Genomic DNA, 23,897 nt, shown 5'->3' with positions numbered 1-23,897 from the left:
CATACTGATCGTCATGTCCTGGGCCGGGATCGAGGAGTCGGTGCTGGGTACACCGCTGACCACGCGACCAGCGGTCGCGATCTTCGCCGTTCTCGTGGTGACAGGCCTGGTCGTGCTGCTCGCCCGCAGGCACCGCTCGTGGTTCGTGCGCGGCGCCCCCGTCGCAGCGCTCACGGCTGTCGCCCTCACCGCCGTGGCAGCACTCCTGGTCGAGAAGGTGTGGAAACCCTTCCCGGACCGTTTGCCATGGGTGGTGTACGGATGGGTGGCGGTGGCACTGCTCGCCGTCTCACTGCTGATCGGACGATGGTTCGTACGGCGGCGCGATCGGCGTCGGCCCTTCGTCGCGGTGACACTCGTGGTGGTGGCGGTGCTCGTCGTGATCGCGGCCGCGGGCCGGATCAACGCGGTCTACGACGCCTATCCGACCGTGCGGGCGGCACTCGGCATCAGCGACTACCGAAGCGTCCCCTTCGACGATCCGTCCGTCCGGGCGTCGCGGACCGTACCGCTGGAGAACTGGTCGGCGCCGGCCGACCAGCCCGCGACCGGAGCGGTCACCTCGGTGACGATTCCCGGGACGGTCTCCGGATTCCGGGCACGGGGGGCACGCGTCTACCTTCCGCCCGCGTACTTCTCGGATCCGAGACCCGAACTGCCCGTGCTCGTCCTGCTCGCCGGACAACCGGGAAGCCCGGAGGACTGGCTCGTCGGCGGGCGTCTCGCACAGACCATGGATGCCTACGCCGCCGAGCACCGGGGCCTGGCACCGGTCGTCGTGCTCGCGGACGGTACCGGAGGCCGGTTCGACAACCCGTTGTGCACGGATTCGCATCTCGGCAATGCGGCAACCTATCTCGCCGTCGACGTGCCGTCCTGGATACGGGACGGCCTGCAGGTCGACGACGATCCGAAGGCGTGGGCCGTCGGCGGATTGTCGTACGGCGGAACATGCGCACTGCAACTGGCCACCACCCGCCCCGACGTCTACCCGACCTTCCTGGACATGTCGGGACAGGCCGAACCCACCATCGGTGATCGGGCCTCGACGATCCGGGACGTGTTCGGCGGCGATGCGGAAGCATTCGCCCGCAACAATCCTGCCGACCTGCTCGCCCGCAACCGGTATCCCGACTCCGCCGGTGCTTTCGTGGTGGGACTCGACGATTCCGAATACCGTGCCGGGGTGGAACAACTCGCCGCGGCGGCCCGGGAGGCAGGGATGGACGTCCACCTCACCGAACTGCCGGGTACCCACAGCTTCGCCCTGTGGTCCGCAGCGCTCGAGAAGGAGTTGCCATGGCTCGCACAACGGCTCGGGCTCGGCAACTGACGTCCCGCCTCGGGAGGGCGGTGCTCCGGGCACCCGTCTCGTGCGGACTCCTCGTGCTGCTCTGGTTCCTGGCGGTCACCACCGGCTCGACGCGGAGCGGCCCGTCGCGCGCGACGGCGTCCGAGGTCTCGCTCGGGATCCCGAACATCGCGGACGGGCACCTGTGGACACTGTGGACCTCGGGGTTGTTCGCTTCCGGCCTCGGTGAATACGTGGTCGGAAGTATCGCGATCCTCGCCGTCGCGGTGCCGGTCGAACGTCGCATCGGCAGTCGCAGGTTCACGCTCGCCGCACTCGTCTCCCAGGGCCTGGGGGCGGCACTGGCGTTGCTCGTGGCCCGGATCGCTTCGCTCGTGCCGAACCTGTGGGGGCGGGAACTGCACACCCATCTCACCGAGGACCCGCTGGCCTGGGTGCTGGGCGTCCTGCTCGCGTCCACCACTGCAATGGGCACCCTGTGGCGTCGCCGCATACGAACCCTTCTGCTGGTGTTCCTGGTGACCGCAGCTCTGTTCGCGGGGCACCTGCAGGACGTGAACAGGGTGACGGTCGCGCTCGCCGGGTTGCTCGTCGGCCCGCTCCTGTTCGGTCGCGGTGTGCGCCGTCCGACGCTCGGCGGCACCATCCGGGAACGCCGCACGCTCGTCGCGCTCGTCGTCGCGGCGAGCGTGCTCGGCCCGATCTTCGCGGCGTTCTCCCCACATTCGATCGGTCCGCTGTCCGCGCTACGCGAACTGTTCGAGCAGGTTCCCTACAGCCCGCGAGAACTGGTGGACGTCTGCGCCGATCCGGCGCTCCACGACGAATGCCGGAAAGGGCAGCAGGCCCTGCGCCTGTCGGGAATCGGTCCCCTGGTGGCCGATCTCCTGCCGTCGATACTGCTGCTGATCGGTGCCGAAGGACTGCGCCGCGGGCGACGGGCGGCATGGTTCCTCTCGGTGGGAGGACACATCGTGCTGATCGCCGTGGCCGCCGCGAGCACGATCGTGCGCGTGGCCGAACAGGACGAGACCCGGTCGCTGCTGTACGGGATCCATCGGCACAGCTCCGTAGCCATGGAACTCGCGCCGCTCCTCGCCCTGGTCACCGTGCTCACCGTGTTGCTGCTGACCCGCACCCTGTTCGATGTCCGCGCACCGCGGGGAACCTATCGCCGGGTCTGGGCCGGAACCGCGGCCACCGCAGGCATCGCGCTCGTGACGTACCTGGTGGCGGGCACGCTGGCCGCCGACGGATTCGACCGTGATCCGGGCGTCGGCACCTTGCTCCGCGACGCTCCCCGCCGGCTCCTTCCACCGGTCTGTCTCCAGCTCTTCGAGCCTCCCGTGATGCCACTCGACACCGCGGCCACCCTGCTGTTCGAGTGGACCGGTGTGATCGTCTGGGTCGTCTTCTGTGCCCTGATGCTGCGCAGTTTCCTCGTTCCGCCGCTCGGGGTCGACCTCGGTGACGAGCAGCGGGTGCGAGAACTCCTGCACTGTCCGGGCGGCGGCTCGATGGCGTGGATGACGACCTGGGCAGGAAACCGGTACTGGTTCAGCGCCGACGGCCGGCACGCCGTCGCGTATCGGGTGCACTCGGGCGTCGCGCTGACCACGACCGATCCGATCGGTGAGCGCTCGTCGCTGACCGGAGCGATCGACGAGTTCGCGGCCTACTGCCTCGGCAACGGATGGACCCCGTGCTTCTACACGGTGGGCGAGGACACCGCAGCGATCGCCCGGGAGCACGGCTGGACCTGCCTGCAGGTCGCCGAGGAGACCGTCGTCGATCTCGCGGATCTCGCCTTCAAGGGCAAGAAGTTCCAGGACGTACGGACCGCGCTCAACCGTGCCGCCAAGGACGGGATCGAAGCGAAGTGGACCACCTTCGCCGCCGCGCCGCTGTCGGTGACCGAGCAGATCGTCGACATCTCCGAGGAATGGGTGGCCGACAAGGGACTGCCGGAGATGGGATTCACGCTCGGAGGACTCGCCGAACTGCGGGACCCCGAAGTCCGGTTGCTGCTCGCGGTCGACGCGAACGAGCACGTCCATGCCGTCACGTCGTGGATGCCGGTCTACCGGGACGGGAAGGCTGTGGGTCTGACACTGGACTTCATGCGGCGCCGTTCGGACGGGTTCCGGCCCGCGATGGAATTCCTCATCGCCTCCGCGGCACGCTCCGCCGCAGAGGAGGGCCTCGAATTCCTGAGTTTGTCGGGTGCCCCGCTCGCGAGCGTGGACGGTGCGTCCGGACTCGACCGCGGGGCCTTCGACGCCCTGCTCGACCTGCTCGGCCGCACTCTCGAACCCGTCTACGGATTCCGCTCGCTGCTGGCGTTCAAGGCGAAGTTCCAGCCCCGCTACCGGCCGCTGTACATGGTGTTCCCGGACCCGGCGGCGCTGCCGGCCATCGGGATCGCGGTCGGTCGTGCCTATCTGCCGCACATGTCGCTCGAGGAAGGTGGCCGCCTGGTCACACATCTGTTGCGCCGATGACGGTTGCTCACGTCCTCACTCCTCGACCGTGATCTCCGCGGCGTCGTCGTAGAAGCACACGTATCCCTCGATGAACTCCATGCCGGGGAACGGCTCGGGATACGACCATGCGACGTTGTCCTCGGGCGGCGTGCCGGAGAACGACCAGTACCGGGCGATGCCCTTGTAGGGGCAGCTCGTCCGCCATTCCGATTCCTCGAGCACCGAGAAGTCGACGTCCTCGGGCGGCAGGTAGTAGCGGGTCGGCAGGCCGGTCTCGAACACGAGCACAGGATTGCGGGTCTCGCCGACCACGACGTCGCCGATGGTCACGCGCACGTGGCGCGAGCTGCGCAATGCGTCGACTCGGTGAAAGGGATCGCGCGGATGGGTGAACACTTCGGTCTCCTCCTCGAACCACCGCTCGCCCTCGTCGAGGTCCTCGCCCGGCCCCGTCTCACCCCACCGGAACCACTGGAAGACGAGGCGGTCGTCGAGCCCGTCGACGTCGAGCTGGCAGACGGGTGAATAGGCCCGCCGGTCGCCGACGACGATGTCGTACCACTGCCACACGTCCTGCCGGGAACGGCTGGGCGACACGGAGGCCGAGATCAGGTCGAGCCGGACGTGCTCACGGGGGAAGGCATAGAACGGGACGGGCTTGCCCGGTGCCCACACCAGTACGGCCCGGCTGCTGTCGACCACGGTCCGGCCGAACCACTCACCCCTGATCCGGCGATCGGTGGGTTCGTAGAGATAGTCGTCGGTCTCCGGTGGGCGTCGGAGCACAGCGGTCTTGCGGGCAGCCATAGGTCGACCGTATCGCGCCGTTCGAAGGAAGGGACCGGACCGGTCGGGCAGAGATCCGGGAACCGGACCCATCCGCCCGGCACCCGGCTCCGAATACGGGACGAGGCGGCGTGAGGGCCGTCACCCGAACCGACCGAGAAGAACCGATACGACATCCGAACAGCTCCGGCGGCGACCAGAGGAACACCGACATGCACCCATCCGAAGCCCGGCCGAACGACAACCGGCACCCGCATCCGTCCGTAGGTTTTCTCCAGTTGTTCATGGAAGCGCGCACCCGCGTGGAGCAGGTGACGCCACGCGTACAGGGAGGGAAGGCATGAGATTCGTCAGTGGCCCCGCCGAGTCCGTCGTCGTGGTGGGGGCGGGCCTCGCGGGGTTGTCCGCAGCGCTCCATCTCACCGGAGCCGGCAAACGCGTCACCGTCCTCGAACGCGAGAACACGGTCGGCGGTCGCGTCGGTACGTACCCGGTCTTCGAGGACGGCCGGCATCTCTACGACATCGACAACGGGGCCAGTGTGCTGACGATGCCGGACCTGATCGCCGACGCGCTCGCCGCCGTCGGTGAATCCTTCGACTCGACCGCCCCGGCGCTCGCCCTCACCCCGCTCGCACCCGGCTACCACGCGCGCTTCGCCGACGGCACCGCCCTGAACGTGTACGCCGATCCGGACGAGATGACCGCCGAGATCGCGCGGGTGTGCGGCCCCGACGAAGCCGGCGGATACCGGCGGTTGCGCCGCTGGCTCGCGTCGATCTTCGACGCCGAGTTCGACCGCTACATCGACTCCAACTTCGACTCGCCGCTCGACCTGGTATCGACGCCCGCGGCGCTGCGGGACACCGCGAACCTGGTCCGGCTCGGGGGCTTCGGTCGCCTCGGATCACGCGTCGGGTCCTTCGTGAAGGACGACCGGCTCCGGCGGATCTTCACCTTCCAGGCGCTCTATGCGGGAACCGCCCCGGCGACGGCCCTCGCGGTCTACGGCGCCATCGCCCACATGGACACCTCGCTCGGCGTCTACTTCCCGAAGGGCGGCATGTCCGCCATCGCCGCTGCCATGACGGACGCCCTGATACGCAACGGCGGCACGGTGCACACCGGGATCGACGTGGCGGAACTGCGCGTCGAGGACGGCCGCGCGACAAGCGTGCGATCCGCGGACGGCCGGTACTTCACCGCCGACGCCTTCGTCCTCACCGCGGATCTGCCCGTGGTGGACGATCTGCTCCTCCGCGCCGGGGTCCTGCCACGCCGACGCAGCCGGAGCACGACGGTCGCGTCGCCGTCCGCCGTCGTCTTCCACGGCACGGTGCCCACCGACGTGACCCGGGCCTGGCCGTCGGACTCCCACCACACCATCGATTTCGGTGCCGAGTGGTCGGAGACCTTCGCCCGGATCACGGCGCCGCGCGGTCACGGCCGGTTGATGGCGGATCCGTCGCTGCTCATCACGCGACCCGCCGTGACCGATCCGTCCCTGCGGATCGTGCGGGGCGGCGTCGAGTGCGAGCCGGTCTCGGTGCTGGCACCGTGCCCGAATCTCGCGTCCGCGCCTCTCGACTGGGGCCGTCTGGGCAGGCCGTACATGCGGGAGATCCAGCAGGTCCTCGAGCGTCGCGGCTACCGGAATCTGACGAGTGCCATGCGCATCGACCATCTCGACACCCCGCAGACCTGGGCGGACAAGGGGATGCTCGACGGCAGCCCGTTCTCGGCGGCACACCTCTTCCGTCAGACCGGTCCCTTCCGCCGACCCAACCTCGTGCCCGGGGTCGACAATCTCGTTCTCGCCGGGTCGGGCACCACGCCCGGAGTCGGCGTCCCGACCGTGATCATCTCGGGACGGCTTGCCGCGGAACGTATCTCGGGTAGCAACTTCACCGGTTCCACGCCGGTGCCGGTCCCGATGGAAATGGGTGCGACGGCTCATGGGTGAACTCGACGCAATCGATCCCGGCCTGCACGAGGCGTACCGGCTGTGCCGTGAACTCAACCGGCGCCACGGCAAGACCTACTTCCTCGCGACCCGTGTCTTCCCGGCGTCCAAACGTGCCGGGGTGCATGCGCTCTACGGTTTCGCGCGGATGGTCGACGACATCGTCGACGTGAAACCGGTCGACGCGGCACCGGTTCTCGACGCACTCGAACGCCGGCTCACCGATGCGCTCGGCGGCCGACCACCGACCTACGACGAATTCGGTCTCGTATTACGAGCGCTCGTCGACACCACGCAGCGGTACGACATCCCGCACGAGTACTACTACGCCTTCCTTCGCTCGATGCGGATGGACATCCCCGGCACCGAGCTGTTCCGTTCGCGGTACCGCACGATGGACGAACTGTCGGAGTACATGTACGGCTCGGCTGCCGTCATCGGACTGCAGATGCTGCCCATCCTGGGGATCGAGACGGAACGCGAGCGGGCCGAGGCCCCCGCCGCCGCACTCGGTGAGGCCTTCCAGCTCACCAATTTCATCCGCGACATGGGGGAGGACCTCGACCGCGACCGCATCTACCTGCCCACCGATGTGCTCGCCGCCTTCGACGTGGACGAGGAGCTGCTGTGGCACTGCCGGCGGACCGGGCAGCGCGACGTGCGGCTCGAGCGCGCCCTGGCGCATCTGATCGCGCACACCCGCTCGATCTACCGTGTGGCCGAACCGGGCATCGACCTGCTCGACCCCGAGGTGCGGCCCGCGATGCGCACCGCCTTCGTGCTCTACGGCGACATCCTGAGAGCGGTGGAGGAGAGCGGATACCGGGTACTCCACCAGCGCGCACGCGTGTCGCGGTGCCGGCGCCTGTCGGTGGCGGCACCCCAGCTGGCCTCGGCCGGTTGGACCACACTGCGCACACGGTCGAGACTGGGAGTGGTCACCGCGCCGCAGGACCGGTGACACCTGCCCGGCCGAGCCGGCATTCGGACACGAATACAGAACAGGACATCACATGGAACAGGTCGTGCTGCTCGACGACGCAGGCCGCGCGGTCGGAATCGAGCCGAAGGCGACGGTGCACACCACCGACACCCCGCTGCACCTCGCCTTCTCGTCGTACGTCTTCGATCCCCACGGACACGTTCTGCTCACCCGGCGGGCCCTGGACAAGTCGACCTTTCCCGGTGTCCTGACGAACAGCTGCTGCGGCCATCCGGCTCCGGACGAGCCGCTCACCGAGGCCGTGCGCCGCCGGCTGGGTCAGGAACTCGGACTCGAGGTGCACGACATCGAGGTCGTCCTGCCGTCCTTCCGATACCGGGCGGTGATGGACAACGGCATCGTGGAGAACGAGATCTGCCCCGTCTTCCGGGTGCTGTACGACGGGCCGGAGCCCACCCCCGAGCCGTCGGAGGTGCACGACACCGAATGGGTCGACTGGGGGGAGTTCTCCGAGGACGTCGTCGAGGGACGCCGTGACGTGTCGGTGTGGTGCCGCGAGCAGGTCGGGCAGCTCCGGGAGCTCGGTCCCGATCCGCGGCGCTGGCCGGTGGCGTCCGCCGCGGATCTTCCACACGCCGCGCCCGAGCGTCGATAGGGCGGCATCCGGTGAACGGGGTCGTTAACGTCGACCCCGTGATCGACCCGTCCGTCCTGATCCGCACGATCGTCGGTGTCCTCGCCCTTGCTGCGATCTCGACGGCGGTCCTGTGGGCGTTCCGCGCCCCGCACCGATTCGCGCCGGTCGGTGCCATCGCCCGCGGCGCGGTCCAGCTCGCACTCATCAGCGTCGTGCTCTCCGGTGTCATCGCCGACGCCCGCTGGGTCGCCGTGGTGCTCGTGGTGATGTTCACCGTCGCGTGGTGGACGGCCTGCCGACGCATCGGGAGCGACGCCGTCGTGCGCGGGGTGACGGCCGCCGCGATGCTGACCGGCGTGCTCGTCTCGGCGGGTGTCGTCTTCGCGACCGGCGCGGTGGAGGCCACCCCGCGTTACGCGCTCGCGCTCGGCGGCATCATCATCGGCAACACGATGACGGTCGCGACCCTCGCCGGTCGCCGCTTCCACGACACCGTCGACGACCACTGGTCCGAGGTGGAGGGCTGGCTGGCGCTCGGCGCGACCATGCGGCAGGCGACGCTCTCATCCGCCCGGTTCGCCGTGCACGCGGCGATGATCCCGTCGACCGATCAGACGAGGACCACCGGTCTGGTGACCCTGCCCGGAGCCTTCGTCGGCGCGATCTTCGGCGGGTTGTCACCGGTCGAGGCCGGACGGTTCCAAGTGGTGGTGCTCGCCGCGATCATGGCGACGGCCTCCATCACGTCCGTGTCGATGGCGCTCGGTCTCGGCCGCGCCCTGCGGTACCGTCCCGTGGTCGTCGCGTGAGACGGCGGTCTGCGGTGCGGGTGCCGACCGGAGTAGGAGTGGATACAACCGCTGCCGAGGGAAGGATCGTCGATGTTGCTCGTAGCCAACCGGGGTGAGATCGCGTTGCGGATCGTCCGCACGGCCGGAGACCTCGGACTCGACACGGTCGCCGTTCATGCCACGGACGACGCCGACGCTCCGCACGTTCGCGCCGCCACGCGGGCCGAAGCCCTTCCGGGCACCGGTCCGTCGGCCTATCTCGACCCCGACGCGATCGTCGGCGTCGCCCGGGCGACCGGGTGCACGCTCGTGCACCCGGGTTACGGATTCCTCAGCGAGAACGCCGCCTTCGCGCAGACCTGCGCGGATGCCGGGCTCACCTTCGTCGGACCGTCCCCGCAGGCGCTGCGCGTCCTCGGCGACAAGCGCGCCGCCCGCGAGGTGGCGGACGAACTCGGCATCCCGGTGATCGCCGCCGTCGAGGCCAGGGATCCGGATTCCGTGCGGGCCTTCCTGCTCGACCATCCGAACGGGATCGTCGTCAAGGCGCTCTCGGGTGGTGGCGGTCGCGGCATGCGTGTGGTCCGCGACGCCGCCGACCTCGACGAGGCGCTGCGGCTCGCCGCGGCCGAAGCACTGGCTGCCTTCGGAGACGACAGGCTGTACGCGGAGGGGCTCGTCGAGCGTGCCCGGCACGTCGAGGTGCAGGTCGTGGCCACCGAATCGGAATCGGGTACTCGCGCGGTCGCACTCGGCGACCGCGACTGCAGTGTGCAGCGCCGGCACCAGAAGCTGGTGGAGATCGCGCCTGCGCCCGACCTGCCGGAGTCGTTGCGGGAGGCGCTGCACGGCGCGGCCGTCCGGCTGATCGGGCACGTCGGCTGCCACGGACTGTCCACCGTCGAATTCCTCGTCCACGACGACGGATTCGTGTTCCTCGAGGTCAACCCGCGAATCCAGGTGGAGCACACCGTCACCGAGGAGGTGACGGGCGTCGACCTCGTGGCGATCCAGCTGGCGATCGCCCGTGGGGCGGCATTCGAGGAACTCGGTCTGCCGACGGGAATCACTCTCGACAGCAACACCATCGCAGGACGTCCCGCTGCGGCACACGGCATCGCGGTGCAGGTGCGCGTCAACGCCGAGACGCCGCGCGCCGACGGGATCGCCCTGACCACCGCCGGGACGCTCACCGCGTTCACGCCACCCACCGGTCCGGGGATCCGCGTCGACACCCACGGACGGCCCGGTCTCGAGGTGACCGGCCGCTACGATTCGCTGCTCGCCAAGGTCGTGGCGTACGTGCGGTCCGGTGATCGGGCGGCGGTCCTGCGCAAGGCGTCGACGGCGCTCGGCGAGTTCGTCGTCGACGGTCTCGGCACCAACCGCGAACTTCTGCGGAAAATAGTGGACGACAAGGAGTTCCGGTGCGGCACCGTCCACACCACGTGGCTGGGGGAGCGACTCCCGGATTTCGTCGACACCACCACGACAGCTCCGGTGGAGTACACGGATCTGCGCGCCGACGAACACGCGGTACGCGCCGAGATGGTCGGCACCGTCGTGGAGATCGCCCGCACCGGCGACACGACTCCGGCGGGTGCGCCGATCGCCGTGCTCGATGCGATGAAGATGCAGCACGAGATCCGGGCGCCGGGCAACGCCGTGATCGAACGCGTACTCGTCGAACCGGGCCGCACGGTCGACCCGGGCACGGTGCTCGCGGTGGTCCGCGTACTCGACGCGGACACCGCGACGGGCGGTGTCGCCGCGGTCGATCCCGACACCGGCCGTGACGATCTCGACGAGGTCCGTCGCCGTCACGAGGCCACTGCCGACGCGGCGCGGCCGGACGTGATCGCGAGACGGCACCGGCAGGGACGGCGCACGGCACGGGAGAACATCGCCGATCTCGTCGACGACGGCACGTTCGTCGAGTACGGGCCGCTCGTCCTCGCGGCCCAGCGCAGCCGCCGCAGCGAGGAGGACCTGATCGCGAACACCCCGGCGGACGGGCTCGTCGGCGGTACCGCGCGGATCGGTGGGGCCGAGGTGGTCGTGATGTCCTACGACTACACCGTTCTCGCGGGAACCCAGGGCCGGAACAACCACCGCAAGACCGATCGGCTGCTCGAACTCGCCGCCCGGCGGCGGGTGCCGCTCGTGCTGTTCGCCGAGGGTGGCGGCGGACGACCCGGGGACGTCGACGCCGGTCCCGGTGCGGGCCTCGAACTGCCCACCTTCCGTTCGATGGCGTCGCTGCGCGGACGCGTGCCCACCGTCGCGATCGTCTCCGGCCGCTGCTTCGCGGGCAACGCCGCACTCGCGGGGGTGTGCGACGTGCTCGTCGCGACCCCCGACGCCAACATCGGCATGGGCGGTCCCGCCATGATCGAGGGGGGAGGACTCGGCGTGCACCGCCCCGAGGACATCGGGCCCATCGACGTGCAACGCCGCAACGGCGTCGTGCACGTCGCAGCACGCGACGAGGCACATGCCGTGGACGTCGCCCGGAGATATCTCGCCTATTTCACCGCGCCGCACGAGGACCGGCAGGCACCCGACCCGCGTCTCACGCGACATGTGGTGCCGGAGAACCGTCTCCGCGCCTACGACGTGCGGTCGGCGATCGACGCGATCGCCGATGTCGGATCGGTGCTGGAGCTGCGGCCGGACTACGGCGTCGGCATCGTCACCGCCCTGATGCGAGTGGAGGGTGCCTCCTACGGCGTCCTCGCCAACAGCAGCGCCCATCTCGGCGGAGCGATCGATGCGGAGGCCGCCGACAAGGCCGCGGACTTCCTGGAGCTGTGCGAATCGCACCGGCTTCCCGTGGTGAGTCTGTGCGACACACCGGGATTCATGGTCGGCCCCGAATCGGAGAAGGACGCCACCGTGCGCCGCTTCGGGCGCTTCTTCGTCGCCGGCGCACGTCTGACCGTCCCGTTCGGCATGATCATCCTCCGCAAGGGCTACGGGCTCGGCGCGATGGCGATGGCCGGCGGATCCTTCCACGCACCCGAATTCACCGTCGCGTGGCCGACGGGCGAGATCGGCGGGATGGGACTCGAAGGGGCCGTGCGGCTCGGATTCCGCAAGGAACTCGACGCCGCGGAGACACCCCGGGAACGCGAAGAACTGTTCGACCGGCTCGTCGCCCTCGCCTACCAGCAGGGAAAGGCGCTGCAGGCGGCGACGAGCTTCGAACTCGACGACGTCATCGATCCCGCCGACAGTCGCACCTGGATCGCGCGACTGGTGCAACAGCGGTGAAGCCGGGTATGCGACAGCCATGGTGATCCATCCCGGCGCGCAGCAGTACGTACCCGACAGCCGCGACCTCGCCGACCTCGCCGCCGCGTCCGCGGGGTGCCGGGGATGCGATCTCTACAAGGCGGCCGAACGCACCGTATTCGGCGCCGGAGTGCGCGACGCGCGCATCCTGTTCGTCGGCGAGCAACCGGGCAACGAGGAGGACATCGCGGGAGAGCCGTTCGTCGGCCCGGCCGGGCATCTGTTCGACAAGGCTCTCGAACGCGCAGGGATCGACCGCGGGACGGTGTACGTGACCAACGCCGTCAAACACTTCCGTTTCGACCGATCCGCCAACGGCCGCAGGCGGATCCACAAGAAACCGTCGGGGGGTCAGGTCGCCGCGTGCCGGCCGTGGCTCGAGGCCGAACTCGACGCCGTTCGTCCCGACGTCGTGGTGTGTCTCGGTGCCACGGCGGCGCAGTCGCTGCTCGGCAAGGATTTCAAGCTCACACAGCACCGCGGGGAGGTCCTGCACCTGCCCGAGGAGCTGTGCGGGTCGTGCGATCCGGCGGTGGTCGTCACCGTGCACCCGTCGGCGGTACTGCGGGCGAAATCGCAACGCGACGACATGTTCCGCTCGTTCGTACACGATCTGGAACGCGCGGCCACATTGTGACGGCTCAGCCGGTGGTCGCGAGCCCGGCCGCGAGCCCGAGCGCGACCGACATCGCGCACACCTCGAGGACGGCGTTGCGCAGCGACTCCTCCTCCGGGAGACGATGGGACGCGGCAGCGGGAATCCAGTTCCGTCGCCAGTTCCACGCGAGTCCCAGCAGGGCGCACAGCACGATCGCCTTCGCGAGCACGATGCGTCCGTAACCGGTGCCCAGCAGCGCCGAGACGGAACCGAGCCGCACCGCCGCGTCGATCACGCCGGTCACCACCAACGCCACCACGCATCGCAGGGCCAGGTGCGAATAGCGCGGCAGCAGCTCCGCCCACGCTCCGCGGCCCCGGACGGTCACGGCCAGCGCCACGAGCACCCCGAACCACACTGCGGCGGCGAGCACGTGCACCGCGTTGAACAGCGACCCCAGCGGCTGCTGCGCCATGTGGCCCGTGACGGGCCGGGCGATCAGCGCGAGCGCCGCGGCGACGAGCACCGGCAGGGTGGACCACGACGCCGACCGGCGGTACGCCACCGCGGCGACGGCGACGATCGCGGCGATACACACCCACGCCGCCGCATCCACGCGTCCCGTGGGGGTGCCGAGGAACTGCCCGAAGCGTCCCACGTCCAGTTCCGCGGCGGGAACGTCGGCCGCCGCGGCTGCGGCCCAGGCGAGGTCGACGCTCGCGAGCGCGAGCCAGACACCGCCGAGCGCGGCGATCGTCCGCCACAGCGTCTCGGGGGTGACCGAGGGCCGACGTTGCCGTTGCACCAGGACGGCGAGCACCGCGAGTCCGAGCACGGTGGAGCCGACACACAGTCCGACGGCCCGGACCGAACTCGAGGGGGCGGGCAGGGCGAGGGAACCCGCCACGGCGATACCCGCGACGGTTCCGAAAGCGACGCCGGCAGCGGCCACGACGAGCCACTGCCGGCGTTCCGGGATCATGCGGGTCAGGCCTTCGGCTTGCGCAACGCGAAGGCGAGACCTGCGGCGACCACCACGGCACCTGCGACGACGAACCACCACACGGCGGGTCCGCTGCCGTCACCCTCGCCCGACTCCGAGCCGGTCTCGCCGGATGCTGCGTCACCGGACGCCGCATCACCGGGCGTTCCGCTTCCTTCCCGGGTGAGCGTGAAGGTGCGGGTTCCGCTGACGGGATGCCCGTCGGCGGAGGTCACCCGGTAGGCGATGGTGTACTCACCCACGGGTCCGAGACCGTCGAGTTCGACGGCCGCGGTCGCACCCTCGATGATCGGGTCGCTCTTCGACCACAGGTTGCCGTCGGGCCCGACGACGGTCAGGGCCGCGAACTGCTCCTGCAGGTTCTCGTTGAACGTCACGGTCACCCGATCGGGTGCCTCGGCGATCTGCGCGCCGTCCTCCGGCGAACTCGACAGCACCACCGAATGGGCGGCCGCGGAACCGACGGACAGGGTCAGCGCCGCGGTCAGCGCGGCGAGGAGAACGAGGATGCGCTTCATGCCCGCCGCCCCCGGATCACGGCGCCGAGGCCGAGTGCGGCACCGAGCGCGCCGAGCACCAGGCCGATACCACCGAGCCAGCGCGCGGTGCTGTCGGTGGTGCCGGTCTCCGCTGCGCCGACGGTCTGCCCGGTGTCGGTGGCGTGCGTGTCACCACTGCCGCCGCCGTGGCCGTCACCGCTGCTCGCTGCGAGGGTCAGGGTCGGAGCAGGACGCTCGGGCTCCGCGTCGCCGGTCGCGATCTCGTCCCACGTCACGACCTCACCGTCGCTGTAGGTCTGGATCGCGGGGAAGGCGACCTCGTCCTCCTCGGGCAGCGGACCGGCGGACAGGACGAACTGCTGGAACTGCCCCGGCCCGACCTGCACGTCGGGTCCGGCCGTCCACGTCACGGAGGTTGCGAGCTGCGACTCGGGATCCTTCTCGACGGTCGCGGTCCAGCCGGGCAGCGGCTCGGTGCGCGCCGAGCGCAGGCCCGGAAGTTCCACGGTGACGGCCGTGGTGCCGGCGGTCTCGGATTCGGTGGGGACCCGGAAGGTCAGAACGGAGTAGCCGCCCTGCTCGGCGCCGGGTGCGACGACGGTGACGTGGGCGGAGGCGATGCCGGCGCCCACGACCATCAGTGCAGCGGTCGTTGTCGCGCCCACGAGGGCGCGACGGGAGAACTCGAACATGTATGGGGTCTTTCTCGTAGTAAGAGGATCGATCGTCACGACACGGTCGCGGCGAGCGGTGGTCCTCTCCTCGAGATGGCGGGAGGCGCGCGTCCCCATACGAGACGGTCGGTCGAGGAGGTCGGCGCGAGCACGGCGGGCGCGTCGACACCGGGACCGCGCATCAGCACCGTCCGGAGCGCGGTGCCGCACGCCGCGTACACGCGGACCGCGGCGGTGAGCAGTACAGCGCACACCACCACGGCGATCATGTGTGCGGCCAGCATGGACACCGACATGTGCTCGTGGCCCGGAGCCACCACGGTGAGCGTGACGTGTGTGGCCGCCTGTCCGCCGGCGAGGAGCACCAGCGGAGGCAGCGACGGCTGGTGCGCGCCGAGAATCCCGACGATCGCCGCGACCGCGACCAGCAGTACCGCGACCGGTCCCGTCGGCACACCACCGCCGGCGGTGCCGTGGGCGGCCACCGCCAGCACCGCGGTGGTGATGCCTGCGGTGGTGCCGAGAACGGTCGGGTACCTGGTCACTGCAGTCGTGCTCGATCCCGCTCGGTCAGCGCACGCCGAGGCGTGCGAGGAGATCCGCTTCGATGCCGTCGAGTTCCGAGGCAATCGCCGCGTGCGCCGACTTCCGGCGTGCGGTCGGCATCTGCTCGGCCGTCTGCACCGCCGCGGTCAGGTCGGTGAGCCGTTCGCGGGTCGCGGCGGCGAACTTCTGCGTCTCCGCGTCCTTGGGGTTGCGCTGCTCGACCTTCGCGAGCGAGTGCTCCGCCCCCGCGATGCGGGCACTGAGACGAGCACCGTGACCGGTGAACGAACCGAGCTCGTCGATCGGCACCCCGAGCTGTTGCGCGCGACGAGCGTCGAGCTGACCGCGCAGCGCCGTGACGGCCTGGTAGACGATCGGGACGAGCACCGGCGCGAGCAGGCGTGCGACGCCGAGATAACGGCGCACCTTCGCCGCGGTGAGGCCCTGGCTCTCGGCGGCCTTCTTCTGCGCCTTGAGCGTCGCGATCTGTTCCTTCTCGAGCTTGGCCTGCGACTTCACGAGTTCCTGATCGAGCTTGACCTGCGACTTCGCAAGCTTCTTGTCGATCTTCGTTCTGACCTTCGCCGCCCGCCGGTCGTTCTTGAGCCGATTCTTCGCGACCAGTCTGGCCTCGAGCTTCGCCTTCGTCCGCAAGGCCTTCGCTTCCGCCCTGCGAGTCGCGCGACGCTTCCGTGTGAACAACCCCATCGAACAGCACCCTCCATTCGGTACGACACGACGCTCCGGCGCCCCGCGTCAGCCTAACGTGACGGTGCTGCGAGCCGTCGCCTGTGCAGGGAATACCCTGGAATGTCGTGGACGCAACCGGAGAACTACCGCGGCCCGAACGCGGAGTGTCACAGCGCACAGTCGTCGCCCTCGAGGCCGCTGCGCTGACGAGGTGCCGCCACCGGGTCTATCTCGACGCCACCTTCCCCGACGAACTCGCAGGTGCACCCGAGAATCCCGGTGCTCGGCAACGTCAGGAGGCAGCGGCTGCGCACCGCGAGGCGATCCGTCAGAAGCTGTTCGACGCCGACCCGGAGGGGTGGGTGCTCGTCGCTCCCGAAGGACCGATGCGGCAGCGCGCCGAACGCACGCTCGATGCGTGCCGCGCGGGCGCCGACCGGATCTGGGGTGCGGTACTACCGAGCGAACCCGACACCGGACGCCGCGGACGGTCGGAGGTCCTGCTGCGCGACGCCGAGCACGGTGGGTACATCCCGGTGATCGTCGTCAACCACAAGGTCACCGATCCCGGACGCGGCGCGCTCACCACCGATCTGTTCGCGTGGGCACCCGCTGTGGACGAGACCCGCAAGGTGCGCAGTCAGGTGCGCGACCAGATGCGGCTCGCGCACCTGTACCGCATGCTCGAGCGGCACGGGCTCGCAAGCTCCGCGAAGGTCGCCGGCGCGATCGGGTACGGCGGCGACTGCATCCTCGTGCACGACCTCGACCCGATCCTCGACGACTACGACGCCCGTCTGACCGACCGTCTCGAGATCGCCCGGGGCCGCACCCCGACCTCCCCGTCGCAGATCGGCGAGTGCAAGACCTGCCCGTGGTGGGATCGCTGCCGCGCCGAACTCACGGTGAGCCGCGACGTGTCGCTGGTGGCGCCGGGGCAACGCGCCGCCGTGCTGCGTGAACTCGACGTCCACACCATCGACGGACTCGCCCGGTGGGAGGGTGAGGAACCCGAGGCGTGGCCGCAGGGCTCGTTCGAGGACGCGATCGTCACGGCGCGGGCCTGGCTCGCCGGTGCGCCGCTCGTGCGTCGGTACCGGCACGTGCACGTCCACCGCGCCGACGTCGAGGTCGACATCGACATGGAGAGCTACCACGAGCACGGCGCCTATCTGTGGGGCACGCTGCTCAATGCGGGCTCGTCGTCCGAGTACATCCCGTTCGCGACGTGGGAGCCCGTGCCGACCGACGACGAGGCACGCTCGTTCGCCGAGTTCTGGCGCTGGCTGTCGGATCAGCGGCGCGCCGCCGAACGGCGGGGGAAGACCTTTGCGGCCTACTGCTATTCGCGGTCGGCGGAGGACAAGTGGTTGTTGTCGTCGGCACGGCGGTTCCACGGATTCCCGGGTGTGCCGGAGCTCGCGGAGATCAAGGCGTTCATCGGCTCGAACGAGTGGGTCGACATCTTCCAGGCCGTCACCGACCAGTTCGTGTGCCCGAACGGCAAGGGGCTGAAGAAGATCGCGCCGATCGCGGGGCATCACTGGCGCGACGCCGAGGCCGGGGGAGAGGCGTCGATGAGCTGGTACCGCGAAGCCGTGGGCATGGCGGGCGAGCCCGATCCGGCGCAGCGCCTGCGGTTGCTCGAGTACAACGAGGACGACGTGATCGCGACGAAGGTGCTGCGCGAGTGGATGAGTGATCGTGCGGTGCTCGACATCCCGTACCTCGAGGACCTGTAGGGGCGCTCCGCGCACGAGCGATCACGCCGGCGCGGCGCGGCTCACAGGCCTGCTGTGAGCCGGATCAGCGCCTCCACCACGGGAGCGCCGAACATCGGCGGGTCGTTGTGTTCGAGACCGTCGAGCTGCACCCGCTCGGACAACTGCCGGGCGGCATCGGCGACCGCCGCGCTCTGTGCCGGCGGGACGATGGTGTCGGCGGTGCCGTAGACGACCGTGATCGGCACGTCGATGCGGGCGGCGAGCTCGGCGACCGGGAACTCGTCCTTCAGCACGGCGGCGGGGACGAACGGATAGTGGTGCCGGGCCACGGCGGCGAGATCGGTGAACGGCGAGCGCAGCAGCATCCCCGCCGGAGGTTCGTCGACGGCGAGTGCGGTGACGACCGCGCAACCGAGGCTCTCCCCGAAATACAGCAGCCGGGTGGGGTCGACGTCGTCGCGCGAGCGGAGATGGTCCAGTGCCGCGCGGACATCGGCGGCGAGACCCTCCTCGGTCGGGCTGCCGGGGTTGCCGCCGTAACCGCGGTAATCGAGCAGCAGCGTCGAGAAACCCGCCGCGGCGAGGTCGGCGGCGGTATCGGCGCGACCGAGGCGGTTGCCGCCGTTACCTGCGGCGAGCAGGACGGTGAATTCGTGCCCGGCACCCTCGGGGCTTCGGCCGGGCACGAACCAGGCGTCGAGCTCGAGACCGTCCGACGTCCTGAGCACGACATCCTCGGCACCCGGCAGGACGGTCGCGGCGGACGGGGGAGCGGTGGTGTCGGGCAGATAGATCAGGCGTCGTTGCAGCGCCCACCCGGCGACGCCGACGAGCACGCCGACGAGCAGCACGGCGAGAACGATCCGCATGTGACCAGTCCAGCGCACGTGCGCGTTTCCGGTAGCGGGAACCACCGGAAACGCGCACGGGTGGCGAAGCCGCCTAGCGCGGCGCCATGCGCAGGGCGCCGTCCATACGGATGGTCTCGCCGTTGAGATAGTCGTGCTCGACGATCATCTGCGCGAGCTGCGCGTACTCGGCGGGCTGTGCGAGCCGCGAGGGGAACGGCACGCCGGCCTCGAGGCCCTTGCGGTACTCCTCGGTGACCCCGGCGAGCATCGGGGTGTCGACGATGCCGGGGGCGATCGTGTTGACGCGGATGCCGAACTGCGCGAGATCGCGCGCGGCGGGGACGGTCATACCGTGCACGCCACCCTTCGACGCGGAGTACGCGATCTGGCCGATCTGGCCCTCGAAGGCCGCCACCGAGGCGGTGTTGATGATGACGCCGCGCTGACCCGACTCGTCGACCGTCCCGGTCTTGGAGATGGCGTCGGCCGCCAGGCGCATGACGTTGAACGTGCCGAGCAGGTTGACGGTGATGACCGTGCGGAACAGCTCCAGGTCGTGCGGGCCGTTCTTCGACAGGATGCGGCCGGCCCAGCCGACACCGGCGCAGTTGACGACGATGCGCAACGGAACACCGGATTCGACGATGCGATCGACGGCCGCCTGGACCTCGTCGCCGCTCGTCACATCGGTGGCGAGGAGCGTGACGCCCGCGGGGGCGGAATCGCCGACGCGGTCGATGGACTGCTGCAGGTCGAGGCCGAAGACGGTAGCTCCGGCGTCGGCGAGGCGGCGCGCGGTTGCGGCGCCGAGACCGGATGCGGCACCGGTCACCAGCGCGGCGGATCCCTGAATCTCCACTGTTCGTATCTCCTGTCTCGAGCTGTAGGGCTCGTCAGTGTCCTTCGTCACGAACCCTAGCCGGTGACCGTCGTGACCTCCGCGGGGGTGGAGGCCCTGCGGCGCAGCGCGACGATACCCATCGCTGCGGCCACCAGACAGGCGACGGCGCCGAGTACCAGTCCGGCCCGGCCGCCCCATTGCTCGCTGACCCATCCGGCGATGGGACCACCGATGGCCGTCGAGCCGAGGAAGGCGACCGACCACAGGGCCATCACCCGGCCGCGCATCGTCGGAGCGGCGGCGAGCTGCAGCGAACTGTTGGTGGTGGATGTGAAGGTCACGCTCAGGGCACCCACGATCACCATGACCACGATGAGCGTGGTGAGGTTCGGGGCCGCCGCGGCGACCGCCAGGGCGATGCCGAACGCGAGTGAGGTGACGATGAGTGCCCGGGTTCCGGTCCGGCCCCAGGTGGCGACGACAAGCCCGCCCACGACGGACCCGGCGCCCATTGCGGCGGTGAGGAAGCCGTAGGCCCCGGCACCGGCAGCGAAGGTGTGGTCGGCCAGGACCGGCAGAACCACCTGGAACTCGAAGGCCAGACATCCGACGAGCGCCATCATCAGCAGCGGGACGGCCAGGTCGGACGTGCTGCGGACGTAGGCGAAACCCTCGCGCAGCTGTCCCTTCGCGCGGGCGGCGGCGGGGGAGCGCTGGAGCCGGGAGACGTCGAGTCGCAGCAACGAGGTGACGACGGCGACGAAGCTCGCGGCGTTGAGCAGGAAGCACACGCCGAGTCCGCCCGCGGCGATGACCAGGCCGGCGACGGCCGGGCCGATCATGCGGGAGCACGAGGCGAGGACCGACTGCAGGCTCACGGCGTTGCGCAGATCCTCCGGACCGACCAGTTCGAGCATGAACGACTGTCGGGCGGGGTTCTCGAAGCACTGGTTGAGGCCGAGCGTGACCGCCAGGACGTAGACGTGCCACAGGGCGATGGTGTCGGTGACGACGAGCAACCCCAGGATCAGGGCCTGCACACCCATGAGGGTCTGCAACCCGATCATGAGCCGGCGTTTGTCGGATCGGTCGGCAACCACGCCGCCGTAGGGGCCGAGCAGCAGCATCGGCACGGTCTGCAGCGCGAGCACGATGCCGATGGCGGTCGCGGAGCCGGTGAGCTGCAGGACGAGCCACGACTGCGCGACCGTCTGCATCCACGTGCCGACGAGCGAGACGGCCTGGCCGCTGATGTAGAGGCGGAAGTTGGGCCCGCGCAGGGCGGCGAAGGTCTGTCCTCTGATGTCGGCGAGCACTGTCACGGGCGACCCCCCTCGGCGGAGGGGCGCGGTGAATCGGCGACGCGCTGCGAGAGTGCCTCGAGGGCGGGCAGCGCGTCGTGCAGAGCTTCGAGGTGCCGGTCGTCCAGTTCGGCGAGGTGACGGGCGAACAGGGCGGTGCGGCGGTCGCGCAGTTCCGCCGACAGGGCGGCACCGGCGGGTGTGATGTGGACGCGGACGACACGCTTGTCGCCGGCGTCGGGGGAACGGGTGAGCAACCCGTCGTCTTCGAGTTTGCCCACCATGCGCGAGCACATGGTGGGGTTGAGCCCTTCGATCTCCGCGAGGTCGCGGACTCCGATCGTCTCGTGGCGGGCGACGGTCGTGAGGAGGGTCGACTGCGAGCGCGTCAGCCCCTCCTCCGAGGCGAACATGCCCATGCGGCGGGAGATCCGTCCGATCGCGATACGCAGACGGTGGACGTCTTCCGCGTCGAACGGGGGAGTTCCGGATCGAGGGGCGCTGCCTGAGAGATCAGACATGGAACCACCTCCGAATTTATTTGCCTATCGGCAAGCATACTCCTGTTCGGGGAGGAAGAACACTGTTCGGAGGGGGTGATCAGGGCCGCATCAGGGCGGGGGACTCGTCCTCGGCGGCGCGACGAGCCCGCAGGCGCATCGCCGCGATCACGCCGACGGACAGCAGCAGGGCCACCGCTCCGGCGATCGGTCCCACGGCGCCGGTCTCCGGGAACAGTCCGTCGCCGAGCATCCACGCACCGAAGCCGAAGAAGAGCGCGGCAGCGCCGAAACGGATGGCGTTCTCGGGCAGGTGCCGGCCCAGCACGGCGCCGGCGATGATGGCCAGCGCGTCGGCGGCGACCATGCCGACCGTCGATCCGATCCACACCCCGGCCCAGTTGTTGTCGGTCGCGAGGGTGATGGTGGCGAGCATCGTCTTGTCGCCGAGTTCGGCGAGGAAGAACGCCGAGGTCACCGCGAGGAAGGCGGACCGCGCGATGCGTCCGGCCTTCGACTGCTCGTCGTCGTCGAGAGAGTCGCCGCGCAGCGTCCACGCACCGAAGATCAGGAAGGCGAGGCCGCCGACGATCGCGATGGCGGTCGCGGGGATCGCCACCCCCAGATAGTGCCCGACGGCCACCGAGACGAGATGGACCGCGGTGGTGGCGAACAGGATCCCGGACAGGACGACCCACCAGCGATATCGCAGGGCGAAGGTCATCGCCATGAGCTGGGATTTGTCGCCGAGTTCGGCAATGAAGACGACCGCGAAGGACAGGACGAGTGCGGACCACATATGTGTCTCCTCCTTTCGTAGGGAGGAAACGGGGCTTCCTCCGGACGCCGGACGCACGGTGCGTCGGGCGGCCGAAGGTCTCGCCCACCGGAAGATGGTCCGGTCCGCGGGGCCGGGCGTCGCCGTGTCGGGCGCCGCCAGTATGTCGACCCTGCGATTGGGGGCTACTCCCCTTCGCCGACGACAACGTTAGCTCGGCAAACCGAATTCTGTAAAGGCAATGCTAACTTTCGGAGAACCGAACTCTCATTTTCAGGGCGGCCTCACGAAGCGAGCAGCATGGCCAGAATCGCGGTGTCGGGATCGTTGCCCGGATCCACTCCCACCTTGCTGACCAGCGCCGTCACCGTGCCGTCCGGTTCGGCCTCGACCCACGCCGCGCGATGCTCGAGGCCGAGATGCGGAATCCCCGGGAGCAGCACGCATCCCGAGGCTGCACCGGCGTTCTCCGGCAGCGACGGCGTCGTCTCCGAGGGTGGATGCAACATGATCAGCGCCGGCGGCTGATGTTCGGCGAATCGTCCGGGCCGCACGGCGCGCTCACCGAGCACCGGACCTTCTGCGACGACGAGACCCACGGTCCCGGGTTCGGGGTTCTCGGGCAGTTCCTCCTTCACCCCGAACACGGTCGAGGTGGGCAGCAGTCCCGGCAGCGACGCGATCCGCACCGTCATCGCCAGCACCTGGGCCCATTCACGGGTGGTCGCGGGCCATCTGCCCGAGACGACGAAACCCCGCAGCGACCCGTCGGACTGGAATGCGGACAGCTCGATACGGCTGTGCTCCTCGGCGTTCATCCCACCCACCCTCCCTCTCGGTCGGTAAGGGGAGAATGCCCGTTTTCTCCGTTGGCACACAAGAGGTGCCGAGTGCCAGCACCTCCGCTACACCTTCTGTCATCGGCCTCGGCAATCGCTGCGGCGGATGACGATTCCCGTAGCTGATCCGGCGCCGGACACGACGAAGGGCGCCGGTGTCCCGGCGCCCTCGTTGTCGGTCTCGCGACCTGTGCCCGATCCGAACTAGACGATCAGACCGGAGGTGGCGGTACGGGCACGCTCGAAGCGGGCCTGCACGTCGGCCCAGTTGACGATGTTCCAGAAGGCCTTGACGTAGTCGGCCTTGACGTTCTGGTACTGCAGGTAGAAGGCGTGCTCCCACATGTCGAGCATGAGCAGCGGGGTCAGGCCGATCGGGATGTTGCCCTGCTGGTCGTACAGCTGGACGATGAGCAGACGCTGCCCGATCGAATCCCACGCGAGGATCGACCAGCCGGAGCCCTGGATGGAGTTCGCGTTCGCGGAGAAGTGATCGCGGAACTTGTCGAACGAACCGAAGGCGTCGTCGATCGCGGCCGCGAGTTCACCCTCGGGCTTGTCGCCACCCTCGGGGGAGAGGTTGTTCCAGAAGACGGAGTGGTTGGTGTGACCACCCAGGTGGAAGGCGAGGTCCTTCTCGAGCTTGGTCGCCTGCGCCGCCATAGTGCCGTTGTCGCGGGCCTCGGCCAGCTTCTCGAGGGCGGTGTTCGCACCGGCGACGTAGGTGGCGTGGTGCTTCGAGTGGTGCAGCTCCATGATCTTCGCCGAGATGTGCGGCTCGAGCGCTGCGTAGTCGTAGGGCAAGTCCGGAAGTGTGTATTCAGCCACGAAGGGTCCCTTCTT

22 protein-coding genes are annotated in these 23,897 nt (G+C 69.5%); 9 read left to right on the top strand and 13 right to left on the bottom strand.

All coding sequences use genetic code 11. The features are described 5' to 3' along the window. Nucleotides 1–13: 13 nt before the first annotated feature. Both EQ874_RS00595 and EQ874_RS00590 read left to right on the top strand, forming a co-directional pair. Nucleotides 14–1,333, top strand: a complete 1,320-nt coding sequence (locus tag EQ874_RS00595) for an alpha/beta hydrolase-fold protein (RefSeq protein WP_129974932.1) — start codon at nucleotides 14–16, stop codon at nucleotides 1,331–1,333. Then, nucleotides 1,300–3,813, top strand: a complete 2,514-nt coding sequence (locus EQ874_RS00590) for a DUF2156 domain-containing protein (protein WP_242496586.1) — start codon at nucleotides 1,300–1,302, stop codon at nucleotides 3,811–3,813. The genes EQ874_RS00595 and EQ874_RS00590 overlap by 34 nt, the downstream gene beginning before the upstream one ends. 15 nt (nucleotides 3,814–3,828) lie before the next feature. On the opposite strand, the gene EQ874_RS00585 is transcribed toward EQ874_RS00590, so the two are convergent. Continuing rightward, nucleotides 3,829–4,602, bottom strand: a complete 774-nt coding sequence (locus tag EQ874_RS00585; protein WP_129974930.1) for a DUF427 domain-containing protein — start codon at nucleotides 4,600–4,602, stop codon at nucleotides 3,829–3,831. 319 nt (nucleotides 4,603–4,921) lie between these two features. Here EQ874_RS00585 and crtI point away from each other — a divergent pair, with 319 nt between their 5' ends. The 6 genes from crtI to EQ874_RS00555 all read left to right on the top strand — a co-directional run bounded on the left by crtI (nucleotide 4,922) and on the right by EQ874_RS00555 (nucleotide 12,846). Then, nucleotides 4,922–6,544, top strand: coding sequence for a phytoene desaturase family protein (gene crtI, locus EQ874_RS00580; protein WP_129974929.1), 1,623 nt, complete (start codon nucleotides 4,922–4,924; stop codon nucleotides 6,542–6,544). Beyond that, a complete protein-coding gene (locus EQ874_RS00575; RefSeq protein WP_129974927.1) occupies nucleotides 6,537–7,505 on the top strand; it encodes a phytoene/squalene synthase family protein in 969 nt (322 codons plus the stop codon). The genes crtI and EQ874_RS00575 overlap by 8 nt, the downstream gene beginning before the upstream one ends. A 52-nt stretch (nucleotides 7,506–7,557) precedes the next feature. After that, nucleotides 7,558–8,142, top strand: coding sequence for an isopentenyl-diphosphate Delta-isomerase (gene idi, locus EQ874_RS00570; RefSeq protein ID WP_129974925.1), 585 nt, complete (start codon nucleotides 7,558–7,560; stop codon nucleotides 8,140–8,142). A 38-nt stretch (nucleotides 8,143–8,180) separates the two neighbouring features. Further along, on the top strand, nucleotides 8,181–8,933 hold the full coding sequence (locus EQ874_RS00565; protein WP_129974923.1) for an ABC transporter permease: 753 nt from the start codon (nucleotides 8,181–8,183) through the stop codon (nucleotides 8,931–8,933). A 72-nt stretch (nucleotides 8,934–9,005) separates the two neighbouring features. Next, entirely contained in the window at nucleotides 9,006–12,188 is a 3,183-nt protein-coding gene (locus EQ874_RS00560; RefSeq protein WP_129974921.1) for a carboxyl transferase domain-containing protein, read from the top strand. Nucleotides 12,189–12,207: 19 nt separating this feature from the next. Then, on the top strand, nucleotides 12,208–12,846 hold the full coding sequence (locus EQ874_RS00555) for a UdgX family uracil-DNA binding protein (RefSeq protein ID WP_129974919.1): 639 nt from the start codon (nucleotides 12,208–12,210) through the stop codon (nucleotides 12,844–12,846). A 4-nt stretch (nucleotides 12,847–12,850) separates the two neighbouring features. Here the strand turns inward: EQ874_RS00555 and EQ874_RS00550 are convergent, their stop codons facing one another. The 5 genes from EQ874_RS00550 to EQ874_RS00530 are packed head-to-tail and all read right to left on the bottom strand — an operon-like array spanning nucleotide 12,851 to nucleotide 16,238. Then, on the bottom strand, nucleotides 12,851–13,789 hold the full coding sequence (locus EQ874_RS00550; RefSeq protein ID WP_064064189.1) for a CopD family protein: 939 nt from the start codon (nucleotides 13,787–13,789) through the stop codon (nucleotides 12,851–12,853). Between the two features lie 5 nt (nucleotides 13,790–13,794). Then, on the bottom strand, nucleotides 13,795–14,328 hold the full coding sequence (locus EQ874_RS00545) for a copper resistance CopC family protein (RefSeq protein ID WP_129974917.1): 534 nt from the start codon (nucleotides 14,326–14,328) through the stop codon (nucleotides 13,795–13,797). After that, nucleotides 14,325–15,002 carry a YcnI family protein gene (locus EQ874_RS00540; RefSeq protein ID WP_129974915.1) on the bottom strand — a complete coding sequence of 226 codons (678 nt, stop codon included), beginning with the start codon at nucleotides 15,000–15,002 and terminating at the stop codon, nucleotides 14,325–14,327. The genes EQ874_RS00545 and EQ874_RS00540 overlap by 4 nt, the downstream gene beginning before the upstream one ends. Nucleotides 15,003–15,037: 35 nt before the next feature. Next, nucleotides 15,038–15,529: a hypothetical protein gene (locus EQ874_RS00535; RefSeq protein ID WP_129974914.1), complete on the bottom strand. Its 492-nt coding sequence runs from the start codon at nucleotides 15,527–15,529 to the stop codon at nucleotides 15,038–15,040. A 25-nt stretch (nucleotides 15,530–15,554) separates the two neighbouring features. Beyond that, nucleotides 15,555–16,238 carry a DUF6474 family protein gene (locus tag EQ874_RS00530; RefSeq protein ID WP_016933497.1) on the bottom strand — a complete coding sequence of 228 codons (684 nt, stop codon included), beginning with the start codon at nucleotides 16,236–16,238 and terminating at the stop codon, nucleotides 15,555–15,557. Between the two features lie 146 nt (nucleotides 16,239–16,384). On the opposite strand from EQ874_RS00530, the gene EQ874_RS00525 reads away from it, so the two are divergent. Then, nucleotides 16,385–17,962: a TM0106 family RecB-like putative nuclease gene (locus EQ874_RS00525; RefSeq protein WP_064064185.1), complete on the top strand. Its 1,578-nt coding sequence runs from the start codon at nucleotides 16,385–16,387 to the stop codon at nucleotides 17,960–17,962. A 41-nt stretch (nucleotides 17,963–18,003) separates the two neighbouring features. On the opposite strand, the gene EQ874_RS00520 is transcribed toward EQ874_RS00525, so the two are convergent. The 7 genes from EQ874_RS00520 to EQ874_RS00490 form a co-directional block, all read right to left on the bottom strand. Beyond that, nucleotides 18,004–18,813, bottom strand: a complete 810-nt coding sequence (locus tag EQ874_RS00520; protein WP_129974912.1) for an alpha/beta hydrolase — start codon at nucleotides 18,811–18,813, stop codon at nucleotides 18,004–18,006. 73 nt (nucleotides 18,814–18,886) lie between these two features. Continuing rightward, nucleotides 18,887–19,654: an SDR family NAD(P)-dependent oxidoreductase gene (locus EQ874_RS00515; protein ID WP_064064183.1), complete on the bottom strand. Its 768-nt coding sequence runs from the start codon at nucleotides 19,652–19,654 to the stop codon at nucleotides 18,887–18,889. A 56-nt stretch (nucleotides 19,655–19,710) separates the two neighbouring features. Next, on the bottom strand, nucleotides 19,711–20,958 hold the full coding sequence (locus EQ874_RS00510) for an MFS transporter (protein ID WP_165369169.1): 1,248 nt from the start codon (nucleotides 20,956–20,958) through the stop codon (nucleotides 19,711–19,713). Continuing rightward, nucleotides 20,955–21,458, bottom strand: coding sequence for a MarR family transcriptional regulator (locus EQ874_RS00505; protein WP_207213453.1), 504 nt, complete (start codon nucleotides 21,456–21,458; stop codon nucleotides 20,955–20,957). The genes EQ874_RS00510 and EQ874_RS00505 overlap by 4 nt, the downstream gene beginning before the upstream one ends. A 79-nt stretch (nucleotides 21,459–21,537) precedes the next feature. Further along, a complete protein-coding gene (locus tag EQ874_RS00500) occupies nucleotides 21,538–22,236 on the bottom strand; it encodes a TMEM165/GDT1 family protein (RefSeq protein ID WP_129974910.1) in 699 nt (232 codons plus the stop codon). Between the two features lie 263 nt (nucleotides 22,237–22,499). Continuing rightward, nucleotides 22,500–23,033 (bottom strand): hypothetical protein, encoded by a 534-nt coding sequence (locus EQ874_RS00495; protein WP_016932139.1) that lies wholly within the window; start codon nucleotides 23,031–23,033, stop codon nucleotides 22,500–22,502. Between the two features lie 225 nt (nucleotides 23,034–23,258). Further along, a complete protein-coding gene (locus EQ874_RS00490; protein WP_026002841.1) occupies nucleotides 23,259–23,882 on the bottom strand; it encodes a superoxide dismutase in 624 nt (207 codons plus the stop codon). Nucleotides 23,883–23,897: the final 15 nt, after the last annotated feature.

The sequence above is a fragment of the Rhodococcus sp. Q1 genome, from assembly GCF_004153645.1.
Lineage (GTDB): Bacteria > Actinomycetota > Actinomycetes > Mycobacteriales > Mycobacteriaceae > Rhodococcus > Rhodococcus gordoniae.
Note: the sequence above shows the minus strand (reverse complement) of the source record. Positions and strands in the feature narration are given on the sequence as shown.